Source organism: Sphingopyxis bauzanensis (genome assembly GCF_002205675.1).
Lineage (GTDB): Bacteria > Pseudomonadota > Alphaproteobacteria > Sphingomonadales > Sphingomonadaceae > Sphingopyxis > Sphingopyxis bauzanensis.
Map to the genome: position 1 here is coordinate 693,276 of NZ_NISK01000003.1, position 22,698 is coordinate 715,973.

Genomic DNA, 22,698 nt, shown 5'->3' on the forward strand with positions numbered 1-22,698 from the left:
TGTCGCAGCGCCTGTGCAGGCTGCGGACGATGGCGGCGCGGCGCTGAACGCGCTGGTGCGGGCGCGGCTGGCCGAGGCGGGCGGTGAGCCTGCGGCGGCGCTGGCGGCGCTGACCGATGTGTCGAGCCTGGCGCCCGGCTTGCCCGGGGTGCGCGGGCGGATATTGGAACAGGCGATCGAAGTGGGCGACCTCGCCGCCGCGCGTACGGCGGCGTTGCAGCTGTGCACCGCGGGTGACCGCCGGTTCGATGCGCAGCTGGTGCTGATGGTCGATGCGATGCGGCGGTCGGACTGGAAGGCTGCGCGCGAATTTATGTCGGGGCGCGGCGACAAAACGGGCGCCGACACGATCGCGCGGTTGATCCTGCCGACGGTCAATGCGTGGATCGACGTCGGAGCGCGCGAGAAGCAACCCGAACGGCATTTGCTTGACGTCAGCGGGCGGACGCGGCCCGAACCGGCGCTCACGTTGCAAGTGGCGCTGGTGCATCTGGCGACCAAACGCGCCGATGAAGCGGCGGCGCTGACCGACGAGATTGTTTTGACCGACCGGACGAGCCAACTGGTCGGGCTGCGGCTGGCTGCGACGCTCGACAAGGCCGGGCAGGGTGATGCGGCGCAGCAGCTGCGCGGGCGGATCGCACTGGCGGCGGGGCAGCGCGAGGATCCGATGCTGTTGCTGCCCGATCAGGCGGTGACGACGCCGCGCGCCGGGGTGGCGCAGTGGCTGGGGCTGCTCGCTGACGGGCTGGCGCGGGTGCCGAATGGCAACACCAAACTGCCGCTGCTGTTTTCGCGCGCCGCCTTTTGGCTGAACGATGCGGACTGGGCGGTGCTCGCGACGTTGGTCGAGACGCTCGACCGCAATGGCCAGCGCGATGCAGCCGCGGCGTTAATCGATGGCAGGCGCGGCGAACTGCCGCCTGTGCTGGCGATGCGGCGCGCCGAATTGCTGGCCGATAGTGGCGATCTGGCGGGGGCGACGACGCTGGCTGAGAGCGCCGCGGCGGGTGATACGCCGCGTAGCTTGCTGGTGCGCCTCGCCGACATTGCGCGGCGCTCGGAAGATCCGAAGGCCGCGGCGCGCGCTTATGAACGGCTGGAGGCGGCGCTGGGCGAGGATGAGGGCGACCAGACGCTGCGCGGATCGTTGTTGATTGCGCGCGCCGAATTGCTGTTGCGTACGGACGAATGGGACGCTGCGGCGCCGCTGATGGAACGCGCGGTGGCGCTGCGCCCGAACGATGCCGCGGTGCTGAATTTTGCAGGTTATTCGGCGCTCGAACGGCGCAAGGATGTCAAGCTGTCGCTGGCGCGGATCGAGGCGGCGTGGGCGCAGGAGCCGCAAAATGCGAGCATCACCGATTCGCTCGGCTGGGCCTATTTCCTGACCGGGCGCACCGACGATGCGGTCGAACTGCTTGAAAAGGCGCAGCGCGGCGAGCCGACCAATACGGTGATCGTCGAACATCTGGGCGATGCCTATTGGCAAGTCGGGCGCAAGTTCGAGGCGCGGTACAAATGGCGGGCCGCGGCGCTGCTCGCCGAGGCCGAAATGGCGACGCGGCTCGCGGCGAAGCTGCGCGACGGGCTAACCCAAGCGACGATCGCGCCATGAGCAATGTGATGCAGGAAACCGGCTGGGCCAAGATCAACTTGGCGCTGCACGTGCGGGCGCGGCGGCGCGATGGCTATCATGAGATTGAGACCTTGTTCGCCTTTGTCGATGGCGGCGACGGGATCGTGGCCGAACTGGCAGAAGCGAATAGCCTGACGATCGTTGGTGAATTTGCCGATGGGCTCAGTGCAGGCGCCGACAATCTGGTGCTGCAGGTGCTGACCTTGCTGCGCGCGCGGTACGGCGCCGAGCGGGTGCCGCCGCTGGCGGTGATGCTGACTAAGCGGCTGCCGGTTGCGGCAGGGATCGGCGGCGGGTCGGCCGATGCGGCGGCGATGGCGCGGCTGGTGCGAACGCATTTCCTGCCCGAGCTGGGCGATGCGGTGCTGGCGCGGATCATCAGCCCGCTCGGCGCCGATATCGCCGCGTGCGTTACGAGCGCGACCTGTCTGGGGGTCGGGGTGGGTGAAGAGTTAAGCGCGGTCCCCGAATTGCCGCTGGACGGCACGCCGGTGCTGCTGGTCAACCCGCGCCAGCCGGTCGCGACCGGGCCGGTGTTTGCGGCGTGGGACGGGATCGATCGCGGGGAATTGTTTGGCGATCCGGCGGGGCGGGCGCAGTTGCTGGCGGCGCGCAATGATTTGCAGCGTCCTGCGACGGCGCAATGTCCAGCGATTGCCGATGTGCTGCTCGAACTCGGCGCGCTGCGGCCGTGGCTCGCGCGGATGTCGGGATCGGGCGCGACCTGTTTTGCGCTGTTCGATTCCGCCGCCGAGCGCGATGCGGCTGCGGTGTCGCTGGCGCAGAGTCATCCGCAATGGTGGCAAATGGCGGCGGCGCTGCGGTGAGCGAGGCGTGGCGCCAATTGGGGACGCCGCGCACGGGCGGCATTTTGCTGATCGCCGATCATGCGTCGAACCATGTTCCCGATGACATCGACCTCGGCATCGATCCCGCCCTGCTGAGTAAGCATATCGCGATCGACATCGGGGTGGCCGAGGTGGCGGCACTGCTGGTCGAGAGCGGCGCGGTCGATGCGGCTATCCTGGGCGGGGTGTCGCGGCTGGTGATTGATTGCAACCGCGAAGAAGAGGTGCCGGGGGTGCTGCCGATTGCTAGCGACGGGCATGCGGTGCCGGGCAATGCGCTGGACGACGCGGCGCGCGAGGCGCGGCTGGCGCGGTTCTTTCGCCCTTATCACGCGCATATTGCCGCGACGATCGCGGCGCATCGCCCGGCGATGATCCTGTCGCTGCACAGCTTCACGCCGTCGCTGGCGGCGCATCCCGAGCAGGTTCGGCCCTGGCATGTCGGGGTACTGTATAACGAAGACGACCGGCTGGCGGCGGCGGCGATTTCGGCTTTGGAAGCGGAGGAGATGATCGTCGGCGATCAGTTGCCCTATTCGGGCAAGCTGCTCAACGCGACGATGAACCGCCATGCCGAGGGTAATGGCATTCCCTACGTCGGGATCGAGATGCGGCAGGATCTGGTCGGCGATGCCGCGGGGCAGGCGCTGTTTGCCGAGCGGTTGGCGCGCATGTGCCATAAAGTGGCGTTGAACATCGCTGGATAGGCGTGTAGAGGCGCTTTCTCTCGCAATAAATTGTAATATTATTTCTAGGAAATCAGAAAATGCCTTCTTATCGTTCGCGCACGACCACGCATGGCCGCAACCAAGCGGGCGCCCGCGGGCTGTGGCGCGCGACGGGGATGAAGGACGGCGATTTCGGCAAGCCGATCATCGCGGTGGTCAACAGCTTTACCCAGTTCGTCCCTGGCCACGTCCATCTGAAAGATCTGGGCCAGATGGTCGCGCGCGAGATCGAGGCGGTGGGCGGGGTTGCCAAGGAATTCAACACGATCGCGGTCGATGACGGCATCGCGATGGGGCATGACGGCATGCTTTATTCGCTGCCGTCGCGCGACCTGATCGCGGATTCGGTCGAATATATGGTCAACGCGCATTGCGCCGACGCGATGGTGTGCATTTCGAACTGCGACAAGATCACGCCCGGGATGCTGATGGCGGCGCTGCGCATCAATATCCCGGTCGTGTTCGTGTCGGGCGGCCCGATGGAGGCGGGCAAGGTCGTGCTCAACGGCAAGACGGTTGCGCTCGATCTGGTTGATGCGATGGTCGCTGCCGCCGACGAAAAATACAGCGATGAGGAGGTGCTGGCGATCGAGCAGGCGGCGTGCCCGACCTGCGGCTCGTGCTCGGGAATGTTCACCGCCAATTCGATGAACTGCCTGACCGAAGCGCTGGGACTGTCGCTGCCGGGCAACGGATCGCAGCTCGCGACGCATGCCGACCGCAAGGAGCTGTTCCTGCGCGCCGGGCGGATCGTCGTCGAGATGTGCAAACGGCATTATGAGGAAGGCGACGACAGCGTGTTGCCGCGCAATATCGCGACATTCGAAGCGTTCGAAAATGCGATGAGCCTCGACATCGCGATGGGCGGTTCGACGAACACCGTGTTGCATTTGCTGGCCGCTGCCTTTGAAGCCGGGGTCGATTTCACCATGACCGACATCGACCGGCTGTCGCGCCGGGTGCCGTGCCTGTCGAAGGTCGCGCCCGCCAAGAGCGACGTGCATATGGAGGACGTCCATCGCGCCGGCGGGATCATGGCGATCCTCGGTCAGCTCGAGCGCGCCGGACTGCTCCATGCGCATCTGCCGACGGTGCACAGCGCGACGCTGGGCGATGCGCTGAACAAATGGGACATCTCAAGGACAAACGATCCCGAGGTGCAGAAATTCTTCATGGCGGCGCCGGGCGGGGTGCCGACGCAGGTTGCGTTCAGCCAGGAGCGGCGCTGGGAGTCGCTTGATCTGGACCGCGAGACAGGCGTGATCCGGTCGGCCGAGCACGCATTCAGCCAGGACGGCGGACTCGCGGTGCTATCGGGCAATCTGGCGCTCGATGGCTGCATCGTGAAAACAGCGGGGGTCGATGAATCGATCCTGAAATTCTCGGGACCGGCGAAGGTGTTTGAAAGCCAGGATGCGTCGGTTGCGGGTATATTGACCGGTCAGGTCGTTGCGGGCGATGTCGTCGTGATCCGCTACGAAGGGCCGAAGGGCGGGCCGGGGATGCAGGAAATGCTGTATCCGACCAGCTATCTGAAATCGAAGGGGCTGGGTGCGGCCTGTGCCTTGGTCACCGACGGACGTTTCTCGGGCGGCACGTCGGGCTTGTCGATCGGCCATGCCTCGCCCGAAGCTGCCGAGGGTGGCTTGATCGGGCTGGTCGAAGACGGAGACCTTATCGAGATCGATATTCCGAAGCGCACGATCAATCTCGCCGTACCGGATGCCGAACTGGCGGCGCGGCGCGCGGCGATGGAGGCCAAGGGCGACGCCGCCTGGCAACCCGCCAGGCCGCGCCCGCGCAAGATTTCGGTCGCGCTGCAGGCCTATGCCGCGATGACGACGAGCGCCGCGCGCGGCGCAGTGCGCGACCTGTCGCAGCTGAAGGGCAAGTAATGCGGACACTGTGGGGCTTTGCGGGGCTTCTGCTTCTGGCAGCGTGCGGCGGCGCACCCGACAATGGCGACCTGGCCGAAGCTGAAGCGCGCGGGTCGCGTGAAGCGGCGGTGAATGGACGTATCGAGTGCGCGCTGGAGGACGCCAAGCTGTTCGACCGTACTTGCACCGTCGAGGAGATGAGCGGAGTGGACGGGACGGTGCTGGTCGTCGGACGTCCGAACGTCGGCTATCGTCGGTTGCAGATCACGACCGATGGACGCGGGGTCGTGTCGGCGGACGGGGCTGAAGCTGCGAAGGTGACGATTGTGGGTGACGGCATGATCGAGGTTGCGGTTGGGAGCGATCGCTATCGGTTGCCGGCGAACACGGGTGGTGCGACCTAAACATTATCGCCATTGCTTCGCTGCGCTCGCAATGACGGGTTGAGGCGGTCGAGCGCTTCCACCGCGACTTTTTGGCTGGTCGTGCTAGTCTAAAGCCATGTCCATCCCCGCCGACGCCCCGATCCTGACCAGCGCTGCGATGCGCGAGGCTGAGGCTGCCTGCGCCGTCCAAGGAACCCCGCTGTCCGAACTCATGGAGCTCGCCGGTGTGGCGGTGGCCGACATCGCTTGGCGAATGGGCGCAGGGGCGCCGATCCTGATCCTGTGCGGTCCCGGCAACAATGGCGGCGACGGCTATGTCGCGGCGCGGGTGCTGGCCGCGCGCGGGGTGGCAGTGCGAGTAGCGGCTTTGGCCGAGCCCGCGACCGATCTGGCGAAGTCGGCGCGCGCTGGTTGGAGCGGTCCAGTCGAAACGATCGATGCCGCGCTGGCATCCGCGCCGTTGATCGTCGATGCGCTGTTTGGCGTTGGCTTGTCGCGGCCGCTGGCCCACGATCTGACGCTGTTGTTGCGGCGTTTCGTCGGACGCCGCGTGCTGGCGGTTGACGTACCGAGTGGCGTCGAGAGCGACGGCAATGCCGATTGGATGCCGCCTTTGGCCGCCGATGTCACGCTGGCACTTAGTGCTCTGAAACCTGCGCATGTGTTGCTGCCCACCGCGCCCGCTTGCGGCCGCGTGCTGCTCGCGCCGATCGGGATTGCCCCGCATGGCACGATGCGGACCTTGCCGCCATTGAAAGCCGCCACGCCCGCGGCGACCGCCCACAAGTTCAACCGCGGGATGGTGCTGGTGTTTGCCGGGCCGATGCCGGGGGCGGCGGGGCTGGCGTCGGCCTCGGCGCTACGCGCCGGGGCAGGCTACGTCGTGCTGGAGGGCAGCGAACGCGCGCCGCTGTCGGCGATCATAACTGAGAGCGACGCGCGCTTCGGCGAACGGCTGAGCGATCCTCGGGTCGGCGCGGTCGTGATCGGGCCGGGCTTTCCGGCGGGCGACGAATTGCTGTTCGATGTTGAGGCGGCGCTTGATTCGGGCAAGCCGCTCGTGCTCGACGCCGCCGCGATTTCGGCAGCCTTGCCGCGCCTGTGCGAAACGCCCTGCCGGGCGATCCTCACTCCGCATGAAGGCGAATTCGCGCGTGCCTTTCCCGAGCTATACGGCAGTAAGATCGACCGCGCGAAGGCGGCGGCGGTGCGCACGGGGGCCGTGGTTATCTATAAAGGCGCCGATACGATCGTCGCCGCGCCTGATGGCAGGGTGGTAGCAGCTTGGCCCGGCAGCCCCTGGCTGGCGACGGCAGGGACCGGCGATGTACTGGCCGGGGCGTGCGGGGCGATGCTGGCGCGCGGCGGCGATGCGTTCGACGCCGCGGTCGCGGCGGTGGGGTGGCATATCGCGCAGGCGGCGCGTATAGGCCGCGGCCTTGTCGCCGACGATCTGGTTAGGGAATGAAATGAGCGAAACTGCGCTGATTGAGCGCATCGCCGCGCGCGGCGATGGCGTGACCGGCGATGGCCGCCATGTCGCTGGCGGCGTTCCGGGCGATCGGGTGCGCGACGACGGGATTATCATCCCGGGGCCGAACCGCGCCGAGCCGCCGTGCCGTCATTTCGGCAAATGCGGCGGGTGCGACTTGCAGCATGTTGCAGAGCCCGCGCTCGTCGATTTTGTGCGCGACCGGGTGGTCGGCGCTTTGGCGGGGCAGGAAGTGCCGGTTGGCGAGGTGTTGCCCGCGCTGCTGTCGCCGCCACAGAGCCGCCGCCGAGCGGCGCTGACCGCGCTGCGCACCGGCAAGCAGGTCGCGATCGGGTTCAACGCGGCGCAGAGCAACCAGATCGTCGATATGCGGCAATGCCCGCTGCTGCTGCCCGAATTGTTTGCGCTGATCGCGCCGCTGCGCGACCTGCTGCCGACGATTGCGCAGCAAAAGCGACCGGTGAAGGTCAAGCTGCAGATGCTCGACCAGGGCGTCGAGGTGATATTGGAGGGCGTCAAGGCCGAGGGTCTTGATGCTGCAATGGCGTTACAGGATTTCGCGGGGACGCATAAGCTGGCGCGCTTTGCCGTCGATCAGGGGCATGGGCTGGAAACCCTGTGGCAGCCCGAACCGCCGACGGTCTGCTTCGGTGACGTTACGGTCGAAGTGCCGGCGTTTTCGTTTCTGCAGCCGACGAGCTCGGGGCAGGCGGCGCTGGTCGAGGCGGTGGCCAAAGCGATCGGCGATGCCGGGGTGGTCGCCGATTTGTTCGCAGGGGTCGGGACGTTTGCGCTGTCACTGCAGAAGGGGCGCAAGGTCTATGCCGCCGAAGGCGCGCGGGATGCGATTGCAGCGTTGAAGGCGTCCGCCAACCGCGTCGGCGCGCTGGTCGCCACCGAGCATCGCGACCTGTTCCGTCGGCCGTTGATCCCTGCCGAGCTGGACCGCTTCGGTGCGGTGATCCTCGACCCGCCGCGCGCGGGGGCTGAGGAACAGGTGGCGCAATTGGCGGCGTCGGATACGCCGGTGATCGCTTATGTCAGCTGTAACCCCGCGAGCTTTGCGCGTGACGCGAAGCTGCTGGTCGATAGCGGATATAAGCTCGATTGGGTGCAGCCGGTCGGGCAGTTTCGCTGGTCGACGCATGTCGAGCTGGCCGGACGCTTTTCGAAATAGTTTTCCGCTCCCGCGAACGGGAGGGGCTAGGGGTGGGCACGAGCGAAGCGAGCTTGCAGCCTTGTCCAAGCCCACCCCGCTGCGACTAGCGAACAAATTCGCAAGTCTCGCTGCCCCTCCCGCAAGCGGGAGGGGATTCAAGTTCAGTGCAGCACAAACCCCATGAACGCATGCACGCACAGTGCGAGCAGCGCGAGGCTGGCCAGCGCGAAGACGGCGAAGCGCCATAGCACGCGGTTGACCGTCACCTGAATCAGGCTGTGGACGATCCGCAGGCCGACATAGGCCCAGGCGAGCTGGGTGTTCAGCCCGCCGCCCATGCCACCCACCGCCAGCGCTAGCGCGACGGCGTAGAAGATCGTCGGCTGTTCCATCAGATGGTTATAGTTGTGCGCCTTCCACTGCACTTCGGGCGGTAGCACTTCGTCGAGGCTCTTGCCGGTGCCGCCGACCATCTTGGCCGCGTCGATCTTGGCGCGTTGCATCGCCGGGATGCGCGTCGCGTACATCCACACCCATATGATCATTGACCATAGCGCGAGCGTCGCGACCGGCCCTAAAATTGCATTGGTTTCCATGATATTCCCCCCTCAACCCAAAGTGGCGATGACCGCCAGCACGGCCAGCACGACCAGACAGAATGTTGCGAGTGCGAATATCGCGAAACGGACCGGAACGCGGTTCACGGTCGCTTGATACAGGCTGTGAATGATGCGCAGCACGACATAGGCCCACGCCAGTCCGCGCGTCAGGTCGGTGCTACCGCCCGACAGGTGCAGAAAAACGAGCACCGCATAGAACAGCGTCGGCTGTTCGAGCAGATGCGTGTAATTGTGCGATTTCCAGTTGGTGAGGGGTGGCAGCACGCCCTCCAGATCGACCCCGCGCCCACCCGGCGGTGCGGTCTTGAGGTCGAGGCCGACCTTGCCGAACGCCTGAAATCGCGTGACCGCGGCCCAGCCGAGCATGATCAGTGTCCAAAGCGCGAGCACCGCGCCGGGGGCTAGCAGGTTTTCAGGCATATCATTCCCCCTCGTTATTTTCGTGCGATGCTAGGGCGCGGGGCCGACATTGCAATGATCGATATTCAGCCGCGGCGCTCGGCGAGTTCGGCGCGGATCGCGTCGCCGTCGCCATCGACCTTCGGCGCAAAACCCAGGTCCCGCGCGGCCGCGGCGCCATATTTCACCGGTGGCTGCATTTCGTGGAAGGCGCCGACGTCGGGATGGTTGCGGTGGCGGAAGAAACCGGTCGCGACGAAATGCGGATCCTCTTTGACGTCTTGCAGTTCGCGCGCCGCCATCGCGGGAATGTCGTTGGCGGCGAACAGGGTGAGCCATTCGGCGGTTGTCTTGGCCGGAGTCTTGCGAGCGATCTCGCTGTAAACGATAGGCATGTGCTGGCCTTTCGCCTTGGCCGCCTCGAACTCGGGGGTTTGGGTCAGTCCTTCGCTACCGAGCAGCGCCATCAGCCGCGCGGTCGATTCGGGGGTGTAGGGGACGATTGCCAGATAGCCGTCGCTAGTCGGGAAGGGCTGGCGCGTCGGATCGAGCTGGCGCGGATAGCCCGCGGGGCCGAGCGGCGGGTCAAGCGCGGCGTCGCGCAGATGTTCGGTCAGCATGAAGGATGCAAAACATTCGAACATCGGCACCTCGACCGCTTGCCCCTCGCCGGTGCGCAGCTTGTGGATCAGCGCCGCCAAGATCGCCTGTGCGCCGAAATGGCCCGCGATCTTGTCGGCGATCAGCGACGGGAAATAGCGCGGGCGCGGGTCGCCATCGACGCGTGGCAGCAGGCTGGTGGTGCCGGTCGCGGCCTGAATGACGTCGTCATAGGCTTGCAAATCGGCATAGGGTCCATCCTGCCCAAAGCCGGTGCCATGGACATAGATGATGTCGCCCTTAATCGCCTTGCAGCCCGCATAGTCGAAACCGAGCTTGGCAATCGCCTTGCCGCGGACATTGTGGAAAAACACGTCGGCGCCAGCGACGAGGTCGCGCAGTACCGCCGCGTCGTCGGGTTTCTTGAGGTCGAGCGCGATCGAGCGTTTACCGCGGTTCACGGTGAGGTGGATCGACCCCATCGTCGGATCGGGAACCCCGCTGCCCAGATAGCGTGAGATGTCGCCGAGGCCGGGAGTCTCGACCTTGATCACCTCGGCGCCTAGATCGGCGAGCATTTGCGTGGCGTAGGGGCCGAAAATCACCGTCGTCAGGTCGACGATGCGGATGCCTTTGAGCATGGTCATGCGGCGCGGTCTCGCCGGGTCGATTTGAGCGCCATCGTCTGCCTCTCCATCTCGCGTGTCGGAAGGAATGGTTGCAGAAGGAAACCAAAAACGCAATCGGACATCCTTATGATGCGGCGGTGTTCTCTTGGAGAGGGGTATCGGTCGCATAGGCCGCCGATATCTGGCGGTAAGATTGCGATCGGAAAGCGGCGATCGTCGCCAGCACGCCGAGCGTACCGGTGATCGAGAAGACGATCGCGATGCCGCGTTCGGCGCCGCGGCCGTACCAGTCGCCGATCAGGTCGGCGCCCGCGCCGCTCGTCATCAGCGGCACGAAGATGAACTGCGTGAGCGGCGCGATGAGGAAGGCGGTGAGCGGCGAGGCGGCCTGTTCGACCGACTGGGCAAAGCCGAAGACGCGCCCCTGCCGCTCGAACGGCACGACCTTTTGCAACGTCGTCTGCTCGGCCGCCTCGGCATAGGGGCCGAGGAACAGCCAGATGAAGCAGCCGATGGTCAATAACAGGATCGACGACTGGACAGTGAACAGCGCCGCGACCGCCCAGACGATCAGGTTGACGAGGAGCAGCGTCCGCACCGGGTTGGTGCCAAGGCCCGTTCGCGCGATCAACGCGCCGCTGAGGATGAAAGCGCAGGAGACAAAGGCCCAGAGCAGGCCCCATTGCTCGACCTTCATCAACGACAGGCCGTAAGCGTCCATCAGCGCCATGAAGACGCCGCCCAGCAGATTGTTGAACGCCGCGAACAGGATCAGCGCGAACAGGCCCGGAATGCCGCGCACGACGCGAAAGGTGCCGGCGAGGTCGATCTGTTGGGGCGCATCATGCGTGTCGGTTTCGCGCGGCTCGTCAACATCGACGAAAGGGAGGTGCAGCGCGGCGATCAGCGAGAAGGCGATTGCGAACGCCAATGTCGCGACCATTCCGCCCCACGCGACGAGGAAGCCGCTGATCGCCGAGGTGGTCAGGAAGCCGATACCGCTGACCATCCCCACCAGCCCGTTCGCCTTGTCGCGCCGATCCGCTGGCACCAGCAGGGTTACGAGCGTGGGCAGCGCGATCATGCGGATATTGCCGACGATCACGCCGAGCATCGTGAGCAGGACGAACAGCCATAAGGTGACGCTGGTTGTCGTGGCGACGCGGATGCCGGGATCGAGCGCATAGGCGCCGAGCGCGGCGGCATAAATCGCCAGTGAAACCAAGCTGGAGACGAGCATCATGCTGCGTTTGCGGTGATGGTCGACCAGGCTGCCAAACCAGATGCCCAGCGCCCCGGTGAGCACCAGATAGATGCCCGCGATCATGCCGGTTGCGAACACCGACCGGGTTTCGAGAAAAATCCAGAAGGTGATCGCGAACCACACCGTGAAATTGGTGATGTTGGCGACGAGGTTATTGATCAGCAGGTGGTGAAAGGGGCGCATGCGGCGGGAAACCTAGCAGCGTGATTTGCTCAGGCTAGCCCGCAATTTGCGCCTGTCCCTTTTCGTCGTTTCGACTGCAGTCGAAATATGGCTTGACCCAGTTGTTAAATTCGATAATTCGACGAATATCGAATTAATGATCCGATGCGCGATTTCGAGCGGTCGCAATCGGTGGCCGCGTTCAAGGAAAAGGACTGCCCAATGACGTCAATGGTTGAATCACCAACACCCTGGCGCGGCGAGACATTGCAGGCGCAACCCGAGCAGTGGCTTTACCAGATGAGTGGCGCCGAAATCGCCACGATTGTCATCGCGGCGCAATCGGCAGTCGAGCGAGGCTGCCCGCTCAGCGAGCTGGCGCGCGAAGATTATCCGATGACCGGGTTGGAGGCGGCACTGACCGATTGGCGGGATCGGATCGACCACGGTCATGGCATGGTGCTGATCCGCGGACTGCCGGTCCGCAGCATCGGCCGCGAGGTCGCCGCCGCGGCCTATTGGTTGATCGGATTGCAGCTGGGGCAGCCGACCGCCCAGAATCCGCTGGGCGAGCTGCTCGTCGACATTCGTGACACGGGTGCGCCGCCGAGCGACCATAATGTGCGGCTGTACAAGACGCGGGCCGAACTGGCCTTTCACACTGACGGCGCCGACATTATCGGCCTGCTGTGCCTGCGCGGTGCCAAGGCGGACGGTGTCAGCCGCATCTGTTCGTCGGTCGAGGTCTATAATCAGGTCGTCGCGCGGCGCCCCGAACTGGCGCCGCTGATGGAACAGCAATTCCACCACCACGCACATGGGCAATTGGGCCCGGACGGCCCCAAGACCTTTCGCTATCCGATCGTCAGCCGTGAGGGCGGGATTTTCCGGATGATGCTGCTGACCTGGTATATCCGCAATGCAGCCGAGGATTTCCCCGAAATCGCGGTGCTGAGCGACGGCGAGCAGAGCCTGCTCGACCTGCTCGAATGGCTTCCCTTCGAACCGGGTATCGCGCTGGACATGAATTTTCAGGAGGGCGACATGCAGTTCCTGAAAAACTCGGTCGTGCTGCATGCACGCACCGATTATGAGGATTGGGATTCCGCCGAGGAAAAGCGCCATCTGTTGCGGCTGTGGCTCAACGTCCCTGAGTTTGCCGATGGCGACGATCGGTTACGGCATGGTTTTGCCCAAGAAGCCGACGCATGATCGATCATCAGTTTGTCGTCATCGGGGCCGGACAAGCGGGACTGGCGGCGGCGCGTCTTTTGCAACGCGCGGGCGCCGACTTCCTGATGGTCGATGCCGAATGGGCGGTGGGCGGTTCGTGGCGCCACTATTACGACAGCCTCGAGCTGTTTTCGCCGGTGCGCTACTCGTCATTGCCTGAGTTTGCGATGCAGGGCGTGCCCGATGCCTATCCGACGCGCGATGATGTCGTCGATTATCTGCAACAGTATCGCGACCATTTTGCCTTCCCGGTGAAATTGGGAACGAGGATATCGTCGGTCACCCGCGAGCCTGATCGATTTGTGTTGAGGCCCGAAAACGGAACGCCGATGCGCGCGCAAAAGCTGATCGTGGCGTCGGGAGCCTTTGGCGCGCCGAACCTGCCGCAGATAGCCGGGCAAGCCGTATATCTGGGCCGCATCGCGCATTCATCGGAATATCGCAATCCGGATGCCTATCTGGGCCAGCGGATCATCGTGGTCGGGGCCGGAAATTCGGCAGTGCAGATTGCGGTGGAACTGGCGGGGCATGCCGACGTGACCCTGGCCGTCCGTGACAAGCTGCGCTTTCTGCCGCAGCGGGTGCTGGGCCACGATATTCACTGGTGGTTCAACAAGCTACGCCTGAACGGCCTCAACCTGTTTTCCGACCAAGGCGTCCCCATCGTCGACGATGGCCGTTACAAGGCCGCGTTGCGCGCCAATAGGCCGCCGATCCGGAAGATGTTCCGTGCCTTTACCGCCGACGGCGTCGTCTGGCCCGACGGAACGCAAGAGCGGGTCGACCAGGTCATTTTCGCTACCGGCTTTCGCCACGCGATGGACTTTCTCCGCCCATCGGGCGCCCTCGATGCGCACGGGCAGCCGCTGCATCGCCGCGGGGTGTCGACCAGCGTCCGCGGGCTCGGTTTTGTTGGCCTCTCGGGACAGAACGGCTTTGCATCGGCGACGCTGCGCGGCGTCGGGCGTGACGCCGATTACGTCATCCCGCGGATCGCCGCGATGTGAACCAGTTGCCGCGCGGCGGTGATCAGAACAGCTTGGTCACCGTCGCGCTGCGGCGTTCCTGCTCAACTTCGCCGGTGTAGAGGCTGGTCATCGGTTCGTCGCTGACGACATGGGTCTCGTCGGCGCCAAAGCCGTTGAACTTGGTCCGCATCGCACAGCCATAGGCGCCGAGCATCCCGATCTCGATGAAATCGCCTGCCTTGATGTCCGCCGGCAGGAAGAACGGCCCCGCCATATGGTCGAGGTCATCGCAGGTCGGGCCATAGAAGCTGAACGGCACCAGCTCGGCGTCGCTTTCGACATCGCGTTGCAGCGACACCGGGAAGCGCCAGCCGACATGCGCGGCGTCGAACAGGGCGCCGTAGGCACCGTCGTTGATGTACAGCTCCTCGCCGCGGCGCTTTTCGACGCGGACGATCAGCGAGCTATACTCTGCTGACAGCGCCCTGCCGGGTTCGCACCACAGCTCGGCCGAATAGCTGATCGGCAGGCTTTCGAAGCTGCGGTGGATGGTGTCGAAATAGGCATCGAGCGGCGGCGGCTCCATGCCCGGATAGGACGAGGGAAAGCCGCCCCCGACATCAATGATGTCGACGGTCACCGATGCCGCGACGATCGCAGCGCGGACGCGCTCCATCGCTTGCGCATAGGCGTGCGGCGTCATCGCCTGGCTGCCGACATGGAAGCAGATGCCAAGCGCGTCGGCCGCCTGCCGCGTTGCCATCAGCAGCTCGGCAACTTCGTCGGCTTCGGCGCCGAATTTGGCGGCGAGGCTGAGCTTGCTATGGTCGGACGAGACGCGCAGGCGCACGAGCAGATTGAGGTCGGCAGCGCCTTCGGTTGCGCGGACGATCTTCTCCAGCTCGTCCATCGTGTCGAGCGAGAAGGTGCGCACGCCATGCTTCCAATAGGCTTCGGAAATCGCTTCCTCGGCCTTCACCGGGTGCATGAAGCACAGTGTCGCTTGCGGCAGGGTGCGCGACACCAGTCGGACCTCGGCGATCGAGGCGACGTCATAATGGGTGACGCCCGAATCCCACAGCACGCGCAGCAGGTCGGCGGACGGATTCGCCTTGACCGCATACATGGTCGTGCCGGGAAACCGGTCGATGAAGAAACGCGCTGCGCGCCGCGCCGCGTGCGGACGGACAAGCGTGACAGGTTCGACCGGCGAAAGTGCCTGAATCAGCCCGTGGGCGCTATGATGCTGGTGCAATGCAAGGGACCCCCAAAAGTGTAACGGTAAACGACAAGGCTGCCTTGCGGTTATTGGAAGTCCCCCTGGGGCAGCGGAGGCGCATATATGGAGGGGGGTGCCCCCTGTAAAGTCCCTATCGCGCAATTTTGTAATAGCGCGGTAACACAAAGGGCGAAGCGGGGCAGGTGCGCGCCGAACGGGTCAAAGTAGCGACAATCCCGCAGCTCTGCGCTACGACCATCTGAAATCGAAGCCGCCAAAGGATTTGCTCGTCATGGCCTCTCCCGCCGAAGTGAACCACACCTTTTCCGATGCGGAACTTGACGAGCTGCGCGCCTTTGGCACGGTCGAATCGCATCGGGCCGGCGAGTTGCTCGTTGCCGAGGGAACGATGGCCCCCGACTGTATCGTCACGCTTTCAGGCCACACCGACATTTTTGCATCGACCGACGATGGACCGAAGCGCGTTGGCTGGATGGAGCGCGGGCAGTTTGCCGGCGACCTGTCGGTGCTGACCGGGCAGCGCCACCTGTCGCGCGTCGAAATGGGCGTTGATGGCGAGATTTTGCGGATCGTGCATGGCGATTTCCAGCGACTGATCGCGGGCAATTCGCATTATTCTGACATCTTCGTCCGCATTTTCGCGGCGCGCCGCGAGTTCAGCACCAGCCGCGGCTTTGCGGCGATCATCGTGATCGGCGCGGCGATGGACCGCAGCGTCTATGCGCTGCGCGACCTGCTGATGAAACATGGTGTGGCGCATCGGTGGTTCGATCCTGCCGATGGCCCGGTCGCTGGGCATCTGATCGCCGAGCGCGGCTTGATTGACGAGCAGTTGCCCGCGGTAATCCTGGGCGCCGCCGACGTGCTGATCCAGCCGACCCCCGAGCAACTGGCCGCCAGCCTCGGGCTCGACTTGCTCCCTGACGGTGCGACCGCCGATGTCATTGTGGTGGGCAGCGGCCCGGGCGGGCTGGCGGCGGCGGTCTATGCGGCGTCCGAAGGGCTGACCGTCATCGCGATCGACGCACTCGCGCCGGGTGGGCAGGCGGGGACATCGTCGAAGATCGAAAATTACCTCGGCTTTCCGACCGGCATTTCAGGCAACGAGCTGGCGCGGCGCGCGACGGTGCAGGCGCAGAAATTCGGCGCGCGGCTGGTCGCGCCGGTGCGCGGCGCGGCGATCGACCGCAATGACGGGGCCTACTGCCTGATGCTCGCCGATGGCCGCAAATTGCGCAGCCGCGCGGTGGTGATCGCGAGCGGCGCGCAATATCAGCGGCTGCCGATCGACGGGATCGAGCATTATGAGGGCCGCGGCATTTTCTACGGCGCGACGCCGATGGAGGCGCAGCTGTGCGGCAACGCCGAGGTGACCGTTGTCGGCGCGGGCAATTCGGCGGGGCAGGGGGCGATCTACCTCGCCAATGCGGCGCGCAAGGTGCATGTGATTTTCCGACGGCCGTCCTTGCGCGAAACGATGTCCGAATATCTCGTCAAGCGGCTGGAGGAGCATCCGAACATCGAGCTGCACGCGATGACCGATGTGGTCGGGCTGCACGGCGCCGATGCGGCGGGCGGGTGGCTCGACGGAATCACTTATCGCAGCCGTGAGAGCGGGGCCGAAAGCGGCTGCGATTGCCGCTTCCTGTTCCTGTTTCTCGGTGCCAGCCCGAACACCGGCTGGTTGCCGAAGGAAATGGTGTGCGATGAACGTGGATTCGTGAAGACGGGCGCCGACATTGCGCCGGTTGAGCTGGTCAAGGCGGGCTGGTCGCTCGACCGAATGCCGAGCCGCTACGAGACCAGCTGGCCGCGTATTTATGCGATCGGTGATGTGCGCAAGGGGTCGGTGAAGCGGGTCGCGTCGTCGGTGGGCGAGGGGTCGGTGGTGGTCAGCGATATCCACGCCGCGCTGGCGGAGATTGCGGAGCACGCGGGTTAGCTGACCGATACATCGAGCTGATTGAACTCCTCCAGCTGTTCTACACTGAACTGCTGAAGACTACGCAACATGATGAAAGACCCCGAATAGTCGTCCAGCGACCACTGACCTTCAACCTGTTGGCCGTCGGCGCTTAACACGCCCTCATAAGTCACCGAATGCCCGTAGGCCCTGGTACCGTCATAATATTTATAGAAGCTCACGCTCGTGCCGCTTCGCGTGCCTCGTATGTCGGCGCGTTCGTCAACACCGATGAAAAGGTCGGAAGCCTCCGTCGTCGTGCCCGATAGCGAACCGGCGTTATCGCTGATCGTGGCGACGAACCCCATGGGGGGTTCCCAAGGTTCGGGATACCAATATTGACCGGTCCAAAGGCCGGTCATGTCCAATGGATCTGCCATCGTCGGTCTCAGCTCAGCCGGGTCTTGAAATCCTCGTAACCGAATTCCCGGATCAGCTTGAGGTTGTCTGTCTCGCTGTCCCACAGCCAGATCGACGGCAGCGGCACGCCGTTGAAGGTGTTGGTCTTGACCATCGAATAATGCGCCTGGTCGAGAAAGGCGAAACGCTGACCGATGCGGGCGCCGCCGGGGACGCGGTAGTCGCCGATAACGTCGCCTGCGAGGCACGAAGGACCGCCGAGTCGGGTCGGCATGCCGTCTGAGCCTTCATCGAGCATCGCGGGGCGATACGGCGCCTCGATCACGTCGGGCATGTGGCAGGTCGCCGAAATATCGGTGATACCGATCGGCATGCCGTTGTCGAACAGATCGAGGATCTCGCCGATCAGGATCCCGGCGTCGAGCGCGATCGCTTCGCCGGGTTCGATCATCACGTCGCAGTCGGTCGCGGCGCGCACCTGTTTCAGGAAGGCGATGAGGTCGTCCACCTGATAATCGGCGCGGGTGACATGGTGTCCGCCGCCGAAGTTGATCCATTTGAGCTGGCCGAAGAACGGCCTCAGCATCGGCTGAACGGCCTCCCAAGTGCGCGCCAGCGGCGGGAAATCCTGTTCGCACAGGCTGTGCATATGGATGCCGTCGATGCCCTCCATGTGATCGGGCAGCAGCTGGGTGACCGGAAAGCCAAGGCGGCTGCACGGCGCGGCGGGGTCGTATTTGGCGACTTCCCCCTCGCTGTGCATCGGGTTGATGCGCAAACCGATGTCGAAGTTCTCGCCCTTCGCGCGAAGTTCGTCGAGCAGCGGGCGGAAGCGGGCGATTTGCCCGGGCGAATTGAAGATCAGATGATCGGACAGCGCCGCAATTTCGGGCAGGTCGGCTTCCTTGTAACCCGCGCAATAGGTGGCAACCTCGCCGCCATATTCAGCGCTGCCGAGCTTGGCTTCGTAAAGCCCCGAGGCGCAGACGCCGTCGAGATACTCGGCCACCGTTGAACCCAGCGACCACATCGAGAATGCCTTGAGCGCCGCGAGCACGCGCGCGCCCGACGCGTCGCCGATATGGCGCAGCACCGACAGATTGGCGCGAACCTTTGCGGCATCGACGACAAAGGCGGGCGAGGGGACGCGGCTGAGGTCGAAGCTTGCGAAAGCTCCGGGATCGCCGGCACGGGTTTCCATGTCGTTCTGTTCCTATGCGACCGCAATCGGTCCCTTGAAGATGAAGAAAGCCCCCGCCGCGATAAAGCCAAAGCCGACGAGATGGTTCACCGTCAGCTTCTCACCGAGCCAGAAGACTGCGAACCCGGCGAATATGACGAGGGTGATGACTTCCTGCAAGGTCTTGAGTTCGGCGGCGGTGTAAACGCCGTAACCGATGCGATTGGCGGGGACCGCAAGGCAATATTCGAAAAAGGCGATGCCCCACGCAATCAGCACCGCGAGCCACAACGGCCGCGACATGTCGCCGAGATGCCCATACCAAGCGAAGGTCATGAAGATGTTGGAGATGATAAGCAGCCCGATGGGGGCGAGATAGGCGGTCATAAATTCCCTCGCTGGCACGTAGCGCCGACAGGCGCCGACGCTACGTGCAGCAATCAGAATTCGAGCGGCCCGTCCAGTTCCTTCACCTTCCAGGGCAGCCCATGGTCGTTCAGCATCGCCATGAACGGATCGGGGTCCATCTGTTCCATGTTGAACACCCCGTCACCCGACCAAGTGTTCGTCACCATCATCGCGGCGCCGATCATCGCGGGGACGCCGGTGGTGTAGCTGACCGCCTGATTGCCCGTTTCGGCATAGGCGTCCTCATGATCGCAGATATTGTAGAGGTAGAGCGTCTTTTCCTTGCCGTCCTGACCCAGACCGGTGGCGATGACGCCGATGTTGGTTTTGCCCTTGGTCGTTTCACCCAGGCTAGACGGTTCGGGGAGTACGGCTTTCAGGAACTGCAGCGGGATGATCTCGCGGCCTTCGTACATCACCGGGTCGATGCGGGTCATGCCGACATTCTGCAGCACATTGAGATGGGTGATATAGGCCTCGCCAAAGGTCATCCAGAAGCGGATGCGCTGGATTTCGGGGAGGTGCGTTTTCAGGCTTTCGATCTCCTCGTGATACATGAGGTACATCGTCTTTTCGCCGACCGCTTCGAAGTCGAATTTCTGCTTTACCGACATCGGCGGAGTTTCGACCCAGTCGCCATTTTCCCAGTGGCGCGCGACCGCGGTGACTTCGCGGATGTTGATCTCGGGATTGAAGTTGGTCGCGAAATGCTGGCCGTGATCGCCGCCGTTGCAGTCGAGAATGTCGAGCGTGTCGATGCGGGTGAAATGATGTTTCTTGAGCCAGGTGGTGAACACGCTGGTCACGCCGGGGTCGAAGCCCGAGCCGAGCAGCGCCATCAGCCCGGCATCCTTGAAACGGTCGTGATACGCCCACTGCCAGTGATATTCGAACTTCGCCTCGTCGCGCGGTTCGTAATTGGCGGTGTCCATATAATGCGCACTGGTCGACAGGCACGCCTCCATGATCGTCAGATCCTGATAGGGGAGCGCGAGGTTGACGACATGCGTCGCACCGATTTCGCGGATCAGCGCGGCGGTGGCATCGATATGGTCGGCGTCGACTTCGGCGGTCTTGATCGTCACGCCCGTGATTGCCTTCACCGATTCGGCGACCGCGTCGCATTTGAACTTGCGGCGGCTGGCCAATGTGATGTCGGGAAAGATGTCGGTGTTCATCGCCATCTTGTGCACCGCGACCGAACCGACGCCGCCTGCGCCGATCACCAGAACCTTGCTCATGAAAAACCTCCTGCGCCTACCTATGCGGCTTGTCTTGTATGCCCGGCCCTATAGGACGAAGCCATGACACAGCAAAGCCCCGATCCCTTGCTCGACCCGAACCGCGCGCCCACGCTTGCGGGTGTCGAACGCGCTGCGGAGAAAGTCGCTGCATTGCTGCCGCAAACGCCGCTACTGCCGCTCGAAGTCGATGGCACGACGATCTGGTGCAAGGCCGAATGCCTGCAACCCGTTGGCGCCTTCAAGATCCGCGGCGCCTGGCACCGGCTGACCGACCTGACGCCCGAGCAAGCGGCGGCGGGGGTGGTCGGGGTGTCGAGCGGCAATCATGCGCAGGGCGTGGCGTGGGCGGCGAAACGGCTGGGGATTCCAGCGACGATCGTCATGCCGAGCAATGCGCCCAAGATGAAGCTCGCCGCAACGCGGGCGCTGGGGGCCGAGGTGGAGCTGTACGACCGCGTGACCGAATCGCGCGACGCGGTGGCGGCGAAATTGCTCGCAGCCAGCGGCGGGACGCTCATGCATGCTTATGGCGATCCGTGGATCATCGAGGGGCAGGGGAGCGCGGGGATCGAGGCGCGGGCGCAGCTGGCGGCGCGCGGGATTACTGGACCGGATAAAGTCATCGCGTGCTGCGGCGGCGGCGGTTTGTCGGCGGGGCTGGCGCTGGCCTGTCCCGATGCCGAGATAATTGCGGTCGAGCCCGAGGGGTGGGACGATGTGACGCGCTCGTTGGTGGCGGGAGAAATCCTGTCGGTCGAGGATCTGGCCTATCCGACTGAGTGTGACGCGCTGCAAACGCCGCAGACCTGGCCTATCAATTTTGCGGTGCTGCAAGCGCGCGGGGTGCGCGGCGTGGTGGTGACGCGCGAGGAGGTGCGGTACGCGATGCGCGTGGCGTTCGAGCGATTGCATCTGGTGGTTGAACCCGGCGGCGCGGCGGCGTTGGCGGCGGTGCTGGCGGGCAAGGTCGCGCTGGGCGAGGCGACGCTGGTCACCCTGTCGGGCGGCAATGTCGATCCGGAGCTTTATGCCGAGATAATCGCCGGGTGACGCCGCGCGGGATATCTGCTTCACTTGGTGCGTTGGGACGGCGAAGGAGAGGCGAGATGCAAAAGAAAGTAATTCTGGCTGGTGCAGCGGCGCTGGCGTTGCTGACCGGTTGCGAAAAGGCCGAGGCGCCGGCGCCTGCCGAGACCGCTACGACCGAGGTGCCGGTCGAAACGACAGCGCCTGAAGGCGCTGACGCCAACGATCCGGCTGTCGCGGCGCACCGCTACGCGGCATGGGCGGGCAAGTGGACCGGGGTCGAGGGCATGTATGTCACGATCACCGCGGCTGAGCCCGGCAAGTACAAGCTGGACATGCAGTCGGACCTCGACACCAAAGGCACCTATGACGGTAGCGACGGCGAGGGGGGCATCACATTTACCCGCGGTACCGAAACGCTGACGCTGGCGGCCTCGACCGGCGATGCGACCGGCCTCAAATATCTCGCGGGCAAGAAGGATTGCCTGAAGGTCAAGGATGGCGAGGGCTATTGCCGCGATTGATCTGGTAAATTCGCCGTCATTGCGAGGAGCGAAGCGACGCGGCAATCCAGTCCTTGTGTAAACCGCTGGGGATTGCTTCCCCCGGGACCAAGTCCGGGGTCGCAATGACGATGGAGAGGGTGGGAATGGATCAGATCGGCAGAGCAACAATAGCCGACCAATCAGCGCTGATCGAAACACTCGCGCAGGCTTTCCAGACCGACCCGGCGCTGTCATGGATATTGCCCGATCCTGCCCACCGCGCGCGGGCGCTGCGTAGCCTGTTCCGCACCCTCGTCCCCGCCGACATGCGCGCCGGGGTGGCGCTTCGCTCCGCTGGCGACGAAGCGGCGGCGCTGTGGCGTTCGCCGGGGCAGGCGCATGGCGAGACGTTGGAATTCCTACGCACCGTCCTGTCGCTGATCGCCACCTTTGGCACCGCCTTGCCGCGGGGAATGAAGGTCCAAAGCGGCATCGACGCGCACCGTCCGACGAGCGGCTTCTGGTATCTCCACTATGTCGGCGTGCGCACCGCGCACCAGGGCAAAGGCCATGGCGGGCGGATCATTCGCGCGCAAACCGCGGTCGCCGACGCCGAAGGGCTGCCGTGCTGGCTGGAAACCGCGACCCCGGAAAATGTGTCGCTTTATGAAAGGTTGGGCTTTGCGACGCAGGTCGAATGGGACGTGCCAGAGGGCGGACCGCATTTTTGGGGCATGATGCGGCCGGCCGCGCTTGAATATTCCCGTCACCTCTCTACGACTTGACGC

22 protein-coding genes are annotated in these 22,698 nt (G+C 64.5%); 13 read left to right on the plus strand and 9 right to left on the minus strand.

Going from position 1 to position 22,698, the window contains the following annotated elements; genetic code table 11:
* The first annotated feature begins 13 nt into the window (after positions 1–13).
* From CDQ92_RS14710 to CDQ92_RS14740, 7 genes are all read left to right on the plus strand, one after another.
* The gene (locus CDQ92_RS14710) at positions 14–1,618 is read left to right on the plus strand and encodes a tetratricopeptide repeat protein (RefSeq protein ID WP_229667370.1); all 1,605 of its coding nucleotides are present in this window, start codon (positions 14–16) and stop codon (positions 1,616–1,618) included.
* Complete coding sequence (locus CDQ92_RS14715) at positions 1,615–2,466, plus strand: 4-(cytidine 5'-diphospho)-2-C-methyl-D-erythritol kinase (RefSeq protein WP_088442085.1); 852 nt, start codon at positions 1,615–1,617, stop codon at positions 2,464–2,466. Before CDQ92_RS14710 ends, CDQ92_RS14715 begins: the two co-directional genes overlap by 4 nt.
* Entirely contained in the window at positions 2,436–3,194 is a 759-nt protein-coding gene (locus tag CDQ92_RS14720; protein ID WP_169714571.1) for an N-formylglutamate amidohydrolase, read from the plus strand. The genes CDQ92_RS14715 and CDQ92_RS14720 overlap by 31 nt, the downstream gene beginning before the upstream one ends.
* A 59-nt stretch (positions 3,195–3,253) precedes the next feature.
* Positions 3,254–5,110, plus strand: a complete 1,857-nt coding sequence (gene ilvD, locus CDQ92_RS14725) for a dihydroxy-acid dehydratase (RefSeq protein ID WP_088442086.1) — start codon at positions 3,254–3,256, stop codon at positions 5,108–5,110.
* Positions 5,110–5,496 carry a hypothetical protein gene (locus CDQ92_RS14730; RefSeq protein WP_088442087.1) on the plus strand — a complete coding sequence of 129 codons (387 nt, stop codon included), beginning with the start codon at positions 5,110–5,112 and terminating at the stop codon, positions 5,494–5,496. Before ilvD ends, CDQ92_RS14730 begins: the two co-directional genes overlap by 1 nt.
* Before the next feature lie 97 nt (positions 5,497–5,593).
* A complete protein-coding gene (locus tag CDQ92_RS14735; protein WP_088442088.1) occupies positions 5,594–6,946 on the plus strand; it encodes an NAD(P)H-hydrate dehydratase in 1,353 nt (450 codons plus the stop codon).
* A 1-nt stretch (position 6,947) separates the two neighbouring features.
* Positions 6,948–8,147, plus strand: a complete 1,200-nt coding sequence (locus CDQ92_RS14740; protein ID WP_088442089.1) for a class I SAM-dependent RNA methyltransferase — start codon at positions 6,948–6,950, stop codon at positions 8,145–8,147.
* Between the two features lie 143 nt (positions 8,148–8,290).
* Here the strand turns inward: CDQ92_RS14740 and CDQ92_RS14745 are convergent, their stop codons facing one another.
* From CDQ92_RS14745 to CDQ92_RS14760, 4 genes are all read right to left on the minus strand, one after another.
* Positions 8,291–8,725, minus strand: coding sequence for an MAPEG family protein (locus CDQ92_RS14745; protein WP_088442090.1), 435 nt, complete (start codon positions 8,723–8,725; stop codon positions 8,291–8,293).
* Between the two features lie 12 nt (positions 8,726–8,737).
* On the minus strand, positions 8,738–9,169 hold the full coding sequence (locus CDQ92_RS14750) for an MAPEG family protein (RefSeq protein WP_088442091.1): 432 nt from the start codon (positions 9,167–9,169) through the stop codon (positions 8,738–8,740).
* Positions 9,170–9,234: 65 nt separating this feature from the next.
* The gene (locus CDQ92_RS14755; RefSeq protein WP_088442092.1) at positions 9,235–10,395 is read right to left on the minus strand and encodes a CaiB/BaiF CoA transferase family protein; all 1,161 of its coding nucleotides are present in this window, start codon (positions 10,393–10,395) and stop codon (positions 9,235–9,237) included.
* Between the two features lie 106 nt (positions 10,396–10,501).
* The gene (locus CDQ92_RS14760) at positions 10,502–11,824 is read right to left on the minus strand and encodes an MFS transporter (RefSeq protein ID WP_088442093.1); all 1,323 of its coding nucleotides are present in this window, start codon (positions 11,822–11,824) and stop codon (positions 10,502–10,504) included.
* A 201-nt stretch (positions 11,825–12,025) separates the two neighbouring features.
* On the opposite strand from CDQ92_RS14760, the gene CDQ92_RS14765 reads away from it, so the two are divergent.
* Both CDQ92_RS14765 and CDQ92_RS14770 read left to right on the plus strand, forming a co-directional pair.
* On the plus strand, positions 12,026–13,015 hold the full coding sequence (locus CDQ92_RS14765) for a TauD/TfdA family dioxygenase (protein WP_158213863.1): 990 nt from the start codon (positions 12,026–12,028) through the stop codon (positions 13,013–13,015).
* The gene (locus CDQ92_RS14770; RefSeq protein ID WP_088442095.1) at positions 13,012–14,043 is read left to right on the plus strand and encodes an NAD(P)-binding domain-containing protein; all 1,032 of its coding nucleotides are present in this window, start codon (positions 13,012–13,014) and stop codon (positions 14,041–14,043) included. Before CDQ92_RS14765 ends, CDQ92_RS14770 begins: the two co-directional genes overlap by 4 nt.
* A gap of 22 nt (positions 14,044–14,065) precedes the next feature.
* Here the strand turns inward: CDQ92_RS14770 and CDQ92_RS14775 are convergent, their stop codons facing one another.
* Positions 14,066–15,259, minus strand: a complete 1,194-nt coding sequence (locus CDQ92_RS14775; RefSeq protein ID WP_088442096.1) for a type III PLP-dependent enzyme — start codon at positions 15,257–15,259, stop codon at positions 14,066–14,068.
* A gap of 256 nt (positions 15,260–15,515) precedes the next feature.
* Between CDQ92_RS14775 and CDQ92_RS14780 the strand changes: the two genes are divergently transcribed.
* Entirely contained in the window at positions 15,516–17,186 is a 1,671-nt protein-coding gene (locus CDQ92_RS14780; RefSeq protein WP_088442097.1) for an FAD-dependent oxidoreductase, read from the plus strand.
* Here the strand turns inward: CDQ92_RS14780 and CDQ92_RS14785 are convergent.
* The 4 genes from CDQ92_RS14785 to CDQ92_RS14800 are packed head-to-tail and all read right to left on the minus strand — an operon-like array spanning position 17,183 to position 20,396.
* Positions 17,183–17,569: a hypothetical protein gene (locus tag CDQ92_RS14785; RefSeq protein WP_144035794.1), complete on the minus strand. Its 387-nt coding sequence runs from the start codon at positions 17,567–17,569 to the stop codon at positions 17,183–17,185. The genes CDQ92_RS14780 and CDQ92_RS14785 overlap by 4 nt on opposite strands.
* A 26-nt stretch (positions 17,570–17,595) precedes the next feature.
* Positions 17,596–18,768, minus strand: a complete 1,173-nt coding sequence (locus tag CDQ92_RS14790; protein WP_088442099.1) for a carboxynorspermidine decarboxylase — start codon at positions 18,766–18,768, stop codon at positions 17,596–17,598.
* Positions 18,769–18,780: 12 nt separating this feature from the next.
* A complete protein-coding gene (locus CDQ92_RS14795) occupies positions 18,781–19,134 on the minus strand; it encodes a DMT family protein (protein ID WP_088442100.1) in 354 nt (117 codons plus the stop codon).
* Positions 19,135–19,187: 53 nt separating this feature from the next.
* Positions 19,188–20,396: a saccharopine dehydrogenase family protein gene (locus CDQ92_RS14800; protein ID WP_088442101.1), complete on the minus strand. Its 1,209-nt coding sequence runs from the start codon at positions 20,394–20,396 to the stop codon at positions 19,188–19,190.
* A 63-nt stretch (positions 20,397–20,459) separates the two neighbouring features.
* On the opposite strand from CDQ92_RS14800, the gene CDQ92_RS14805 reads away from it, so the two are divergent.
* The 3 genes from CDQ92_RS14805 to CDQ92_RS14815 all read left to right on the plus strand — a co-directional run bounded on the left by CDQ92_RS14805 (position 20,460) and on the right by CDQ92_RS14815 (position 22,695).
* A complete protein-coding gene (locus CDQ92_RS14805; RefSeq protein WP_088442102.1) occupies positions 20,460–21,449 on the plus strand; it encodes a threonine ammonia-lyase in 990 nt (329 codons plus the stop codon).
* Positions 21,450–21,505: 56 nt separating this feature from the next.
* Positions 21,506–21,949, plus strand: coding sequence for a hypothetical protein (locus CDQ92_RS14810; protein WP_088442103.1), 444 nt, complete (start codon positions 21,506–21,508; stop codon positions 21,947–21,949).
* Positions 21,950–22,074: 125 nt separating this feature from the next.
* A complete protein-coding gene (locus CDQ92_RS14815) occupies positions 22,075–22,695 on the plus strand; it encodes a GNAT family N-acetyltransferase (protein WP_158213864.1) in 621 nt (206 codons plus the stop codon).
* The last annotated feature ends 3 nt before the right edge of the window (positions 22,696–22,698 follow it).